This window comes from Rhizobacter sp. P3_B12 (assembly GCF_056402895.1).
Window position 1 is genome coordinate 1 of the sequence record NZ_JBFUGN010000376.1, and the last position, 5,446, is coordinate 5,446.

Genomic DNA, 5,446 nt, shown 5'->3' on the forward strand with positions numbered 1-5,446 from the left:
AGCACCTCCACATGATGCTGGCGGTGAAATGGCTGGGCACGGGCTCGCCGGTCCGGGAGGTGGCGGAGCGGCTGGGCTACGAAAGCTCGGGCAGCTTCGTGACGATGTTCCGCAAGGCGATGGGGACCACACCGGGGCGGTATGTCGCGCAGTGAGTCCGTGTCACGACGCCCGTAGCGTTCACTGGCCCTGGGTCTTCGTCGGCGGATACACCAGCTCATCCCGAGCCGGCGAGTACCGCGCACCGTCCTTCGCCGCACGCTGCAGCTCCGCACCCCTGAACCGTCCGGTTCCCCACCAGAGGCAGGCCCGTGTGGAAGTGCACCGCATCGTCGTCCAGCCGGCGAGCATCTCCGGGCCCGTCATTTCGATGCCCTGGCCGCCCTCGACCGCCAGGGCCTGAAACGCGGCGATCCTGCTGCGCAGCAAGGCCACGCCGTCCTCGGCCTGCTCAGATTGCTCCACCTTCTCGGTGGACGTCGGGATGTGTCGCATGCCGCCAAGCATGAACATCAACTCGATCGGATCGGCACCAAGTCCGATGGATGCCGCACCGAACGGTGGTGCCTCGGACCCTAGACTGGACGCGTTCCAACTCCCGATCCAGGACATGCTTTCAAGCCACACCCCACGCCTGCGCGAGTTGCCGGATGGTGCCGAGCTGGCGCGAAGCCTGCACGTCCGCGCCGGCGTGGGCATCGCGGCCCACGTGCTGCAAGGGCAGGGCCTGGAGATCCTGCGCATGCGCGTGGATCAGCCCGCGCTGATCCTCGTCGACCGGGGCATCAAGGCCATCCGCACGGCGCGAGGTGCTTCCGTCCGGGCCGTGCGGGGGCAGGGCGTGACGCTCGGCGGCAACCAGACCGTCGACTTCACGAACTCGGTGCCGGACGGCACGCACTACGAGGCGCGCTGGCTGTTGTTCGATGACGCGCTGCTGGCCGACGCCCACTACCTCGGCATGGCCTCGCAGGTCGAGCCACCGGGCAAGACGCCGGCGTCGGCGCAGCTGCTGCGACGGGTTCCGGCGAACCTGGCCGACGCTTTCGATCGGGCCTGTCATGCCCTGGCGCTCGGCGAGGAACTGCCTGACGCCGTGGTGCGCCTGCGCGTGCTGGAGGTGATGCAGTGGCTGCTCGAAGAAGGCATCGTGCTGCGCAGCTCCCCGGTCCATCCGAGCGCCTCGGTCAGGCTGCGCGCGTTGATCGCCGGTCGCCTCGACGAGGCGTGGCCGGCAGGCAGGGTGGCCGGCGACCTGGCGCTGTCCGAGGCCACGCTGCGCCGGCGCCTTGCCGCCGAGGGCACGTCGCTGACCGATCTGCTGGCCGATGCCCGGATGGCCACCGCGCTGACGCTGCTGCAGGCCACGACGCAGTCCGTTTCTCAAATCGCGCTCTCGGTGGGCTATGAATCCCCGTCCCGGTTCGCCGTGCGCTTCAGGCATCGCTTCGGCTTTGCGCCCACGGCCGTCCGCGGCCATGACCGCGCGAGCTGACGCTTTCAACCCCTCTCACATCCACCGACTCCCATGCTCACGATCCACCACCTCGGCCATTCCCAATCCGAACGCATCGTCTGGCTCTGCGAAGAGCTGGGCCTGCCCTACGAACTGCGGCACTACACACGCGAGCCGGTCTCGCTGCTGTCACCCCCCGACCTGAAGGCGCTGCATCCGCTCGGCTCGGCGCCGCTGATCCAGGACGGCGAGCTGTTGCTGGCCGAATCGGCGGCCATCGTCGAATACCTCATCGTCAGGCACGGCGGTGGCCGCTTCAAGCCCGGCCCGGCCCATCCGGACTTCGCATCCTTCCTCTACTGGTTCCATTTCGCCAACGGCAACCTGCAGCCGGCGATGGTCCGCATGATCTTCCTGCGCCGCTTGAATCTCCCCGCGGACCACCCGGTGCTGGTGGCGCTGCAGGGGCGGCTCGGCCGGGTCTTCGCGCTGGTGGAAGCCCGGCTCGGCGAGGCGGCCTGGTTCGCGGGCAGCGAGTTCAGCGCGGCCGACATCATGAGCGTGGTCTCGCTCACCACGATGCGCCTCTTTCAGCCGGTCGATCTCGCGCCTTGTCCGAACATCCGGGGGTACCTGCAGCGCATCGGCGAGCGGCCGGCCTATCGGCGGGCGATGGCCAAGGGAGATCCAGACCTGACGCCGATGCTGAGCTGAGGCATTCCCCTCACGCGACCGTCAGCACGATCTTCCCCTGGATGTGCCCGCGGGCGGCGCGCTCGTGCGCGTGCTGGGCATCCGCCAGCGCGAACGTGCTGTCGATGGCGACGCGTACCGTCCCTGCATCGAGCAGCTTCCCGAACGCCGCGAGCTGCGATCCGCTCGAGCGCACCTGCGTCATCGAGACGGTGATGCCCAGCTCCGCGGCTCGGTCCGCCTCGGAGAAGCCGATGAACACCGGGAACAACGCGCCGCCGCGCTTGAGCGTGCGCAGGAAGCGGCCGGTGGTGGGGCCGCCGAGGGTGTCGACGACCAGGTCGAGATCGCGCGCCACGTCCTCGGGCGCGCTGCGGGTGTAGTCGATGAAGTCGTCCGCCCCGAGTCCGCGCAGGAACGATTCGTGCCTACCCGAGGCCACCGCGATGACGTGCGCGCCTTGCCACTTCGCCACTTGCAATGCCAGGTGCCCGACGCCGCCCGCCGCGCCATTGACGAGCAGCTTCCGGCCGTCGAGCGGCACCGGGTGATGACGCTCCGCTTGAAGCGGGTTGGGTTGATCGTGTCCCAGCTCGATCAGGTACTGCCACGCGGTGAGTCCGGCCATCGGTGCCGCCGCGGCGTGCACGTGATCGATGCCGGCAGGCTTGTGCGCCAGCTCTGACGCTGGCGCCGCGACGTACTCCGCATACGCCGCTCCCTCGCCCTTGAGGCCGGGGAACCGGACCATGCCGAACACCTCATCGCCCACCGCGAAGCGATCGACTTCGCCGGCAACCGCCTCGACGACGCCCGACACGTCCGTCCCGGGAATGACGGGGAAGGGCACCCGCGGCCGCCACTCGGAAGGCAGGTTCCTGTACCCCTCGCGCAAGTACCAGTCGGGCGGGTTGATGCCCACCGCGTGAACGCGAACCAGCACCTCGCCCGGCTTCAGCGCGGGCATCGGGGCATCTTCGCAGCGCAGCACCTGTGGACCACCGAACTCGTGCAGCCGGATCGCCTTCATCGTCTTCGTCGTCATCGCCATCTCCTTCACCGTGTTCACCGCGAATTGCGTTGAAGCGAAGTGTGGATATCCGCCACCCGTTTGATAATCCTTGGGCAACTCACTTGACAAGTGCCATGACGGAACAAATCAGCCTGGAACGCCTGACCGGCATCGTCGCGTTTGCGCGCGCGGCCTCGTACGGCAGCTTCACGGCGGCGGCACGCTCGCTGTCGGTGTCGCCATCGGCCGTCAGCAAGACGATCCAGCGCCTGGAGCAGCAGCTGGGGCTGCGCCTGTTCACGCGAACGACCCGCTCGCTGGTGCTGACGCCGGAGGGGCGCGAGCTGCATGAGCGGGCCCTGGTCCTGCTGCGCGCCGCCGAAGAGGTGGTCCAGTCGGCAGCCGCGGTGCGGGCCGAGCCCTCCGGCACGCTGAAGATCGCCGCGCCGCTGCCCATCGGCACGCGCCTGCTCGCGCCGGCGCTGCCGGAGTTCCGGCGTCGCTACCCGAAGCTCCGCATCGACCTGCGGCTGAACGACCGCTTCGTCAACCTCGTCGAGGAAGGCATCGACGTGGCGATCCGCGTCGGCCAGCTCGCCGACTCGACGTTGATCTCGCGCGGCCTCGCGACGAACCACCTCGGCGCGTACGCATCGCCGGCCTACCTGGCGGCGCGCGGAACGCCACGCAAGCCGGAAGACCTCCGGGATCACGACTGCGTGAATTTCCGCTACCAGACCTCGGGGCAGCCGCTGCGCTGGTTGTTCAAGGTCGGCAGCCGCACGATCGAGTTCACGCCCGAAGCCGCGATCGTGGTGGACGTGAGCGACGCGGTCGTCGAGGTGCTGGCGGCCGGTGGCGGCATCGGCATGACGGCGTCGTGGATCGCGGCCCCGTACGTGGAGCGCGGACTGCTGCTGCCCGTCCTCGGCGAGTTCTCGATCGACCGATCGGCGATCACCGCCGTCTGGCCCGAGAGCCGGCGCGGCAACCCGAACGTCAAGGCGTTCGTCGCGTTTCTGGACGAGCTGTTGAGGCTCCGGGCTGAGCACCCTCTATAGCAACAACAACGATTCGTCGTCTTCGCCGTCCTGCGCGAGTTCCTTGCCCTTGCTGTCACTGTCGCGGCCTGATCCGGAAAGCGATGATGCATCGGCCGATGCAGAGGGTGAAACCTGATTCGTGCCGGCTTTCAGCAAACGGGATTCCACGTCAGGAAGTCTCCTTTCAGCGATCGCCGCACCCATGTGATTTTTCTCACTGCTGGCTCGCGCGATCGTCACTTCAAGCTCTCTCAGCTCTCTGGCGGCTTGGTGCAATGCATCGACCTGCTCTTGATTGCCGGCCGGCCGCGATCGCGCCAGTTCCTGCTGGCTTTCAAGATAGTTGGCCAGTCCTTGGTCCGACATTTCCGTGGGCATGTTGGTATGCCCCATGGAGACCGGCATGCCGCCTGACTGCGTCAGCAGCATGTTCATCGTCAGTCGATTGACACGACCAGTGCCGTCATTGAAGGCATGTTCCGCATCCAGCCTGCGCGCCAGTCTTGCCACGGCGAGCGAGGGTGATTTGCCGCCATCGAGGTCCTCATGGTAGGCATCGAAAAGCGTTTGAATGCGGCGCCGCCAAGCCAGGTCCGATGCCTCCGCCGGGCCGGTCGAGATGCGGCTCCTCCCGTCCCCCGAGGGTTCAACCGACAGCCCCAGTCCTGTGAGATTGGCGCCTGTTTCTCGTGTGATTTCGCTGTCGGTCTGCCAGGTGGCTGGGCCGTTTCGATAGTCGCCTGCCGTGGCGCGACTCGAGAGGAGAGGGGTGACGAGGGTGCGATGCAAACGCGCGTAGTCCCGTGCATCGACAGGGCGCTGTTCATTCAGAACGTCCAGCGCTTGCCGATCTGCATCGAGGAAGCTCGACAGTGCACCGGGCTCGCCTCTGCCGAGGGTCCGCCGGCCCGCTGTTTCTCCGGGGCCCGTGCGGTCATAGACCAACGGACCCGATTCATGATTGGCATGCCTTTCATCCACGAACTCACGCCACTTCTCCGGACCACGGTGGTTCCAACGCTCGGACACCGAGGGTCCGGATGAAGGGCGGGCCACGGCCGACGTGCTGGTGGCATGCGAGGAGACGGCGTCGTGAGCCTGTCCTCGTTCCAACGCGTCCAGTTGCGAATAGACCGGGTTGTGGTCTTGTGACGCATCGTCGACCGGCTCACCCCTGAAATAGTTGTGCGCCCGGTGCATGCCGTAGCCGATACCGGCACCCGCAGCCGCACCGGCCAGGCC

General features: G+C 67.5%; 7 protein-coding genes. 4 read left to right on the forward strand and 3 right to left on the reverse strand.

Translation table 11 applies throughout. The features are described from left to right. The first annotated feature begins 14 nt into the window (after positions 1-14). Positions 15-155, forward strand: a complete 141-nt coding sequence (locus AC1D01_RS18845) for a helix-turn-helix domain-containing protein (protein WP_477868946.1) — start codon at positions 15-17, stop codon at positions 153-155. A 25-nt stretch (positions 156-180) separates the two neighbouring features. On the opposite strand, the gene AC1D01_RS18850 is transcribed toward AC1D01_RS18845, so the two are convergent. Then, complete coding sequence (locus tag AC1D01_RS18850) at positions 181-612, reverse strand: hypothetical protein (RefSeq protein ID WP_477868934.1); 432 nt, start codon at positions 610-612, stop codon at positions 181-183. Between AC1D01_RS18850 and AC1D01_RS18855 the strand changes: the two genes are divergently transcribed. After that, entirely contained in the window at positions 611-1,495 is an 885-nt protein-coding gene (locus AC1D01_RS18855) for a helix-turn-helix transcriptional regulator (RefSeq protein ID WP_477868936.1), read from the forward strand. The two genes, AC1D01_RS18850 and AC1D01_RS18855, sit on opposite strands and share 2 nt — an antisense overlap. Positions 1,496-1,528: 33 nt before the next feature. Next, positions 1,529-2,170, forward strand: a complete 642-nt coding sequence (locus tag AC1D01_RS18860; RefSeq protein WP_477868938.1) for a glutathione S-transferase family protein — start codon at positions 1,529-1,531, stop codon at positions 2,168-2,170. 10 nt (positions 2,171-2,180) lie between these two features. Here AC1D01_RS18860 and AC1D01_RS18865 read toward each other — a convergent pair whose 3' ends face one another. Next, positions 2,181-3,194, reverse strand: a complete 1,014-nt coding sequence (locus AC1D01_RS18865; protein WP_477868940.1) for an NADP-dependent oxidoreductase — start codon at positions 3,192-3,194, stop codon at positions 2,181-2,183. Positions 3,195-3,295: 101 nt separating this feature from the next. Between AC1D01_RS18865 and AC1D01_RS18870 the strand changes: the two genes are divergently transcribed. After that, on the forward strand, positions 3,296-4,222 hold the full coding sequence (locus AC1D01_RS18870) for a LysR family transcriptional regulator (RefSeq protein ID WP_477868942.1): 927 nt from the start codon (positions 3,296-3,298) through the stop codon (positions 4,220-4,222). Here AC1D01_RS18870 and AC1D01_RS18875 read toward each other — a convergent pair. Further along, the coding region (locus tag AC1D01_RS18875) for a hypothetical protein (protein WP_477868944.1) at positions 4,217-5,446 on the reverse strand (1,230 nt) is incomplete at its 5' end. The genes AC1D01_RS18870 and AC1D01_RS18875 overlap by 6 nt on opposite strands.

Coding starts and splice junctions, on each gene's coding strand:
- AC1D01_RS18865 (WP_477868940.1), bottom strand. CDS start 3,194: ATGACGACGAAGACGATGAAGGCGATCCGGCTGCACGAGTTCGGTGGT.
- AC1D01_RS18860 (WP_477868938.1), top strand. CDS start 1,529: ATGCTCACGATCCACCACCTCGGCCATTCCCAATCCGAACGCATCGTC.
- AC1D01_RS18845 (WP_477868946.1), top strand. CDS start 15: ATGCTGGCGGTGAAATGGCTGGGCACGGGCTCGCCGGTCCGGGAGGTG.
- AC1D01_RS18850 (WP_477868934.1), bottom strand. CDS start 612: ATGTCCTGGATCGGGAGTTGGAACGCGTCCAGTCTAGGGTCCGAGGCA.
- AC1D01_RS18855 (WP_477868936.1), top strand. CDS start 611: ATGCTTTCAAGCCACACCCCACGCCTGCGCGAGTTGCCGGATGGTGCC.
- AC1D01_RS18870 (WP_477868942.1), top strand. CDS start 3,296: ATGACGGAACAAATCAGCCTGGAACGCCTGACCGGCATCGTCGCGTTT.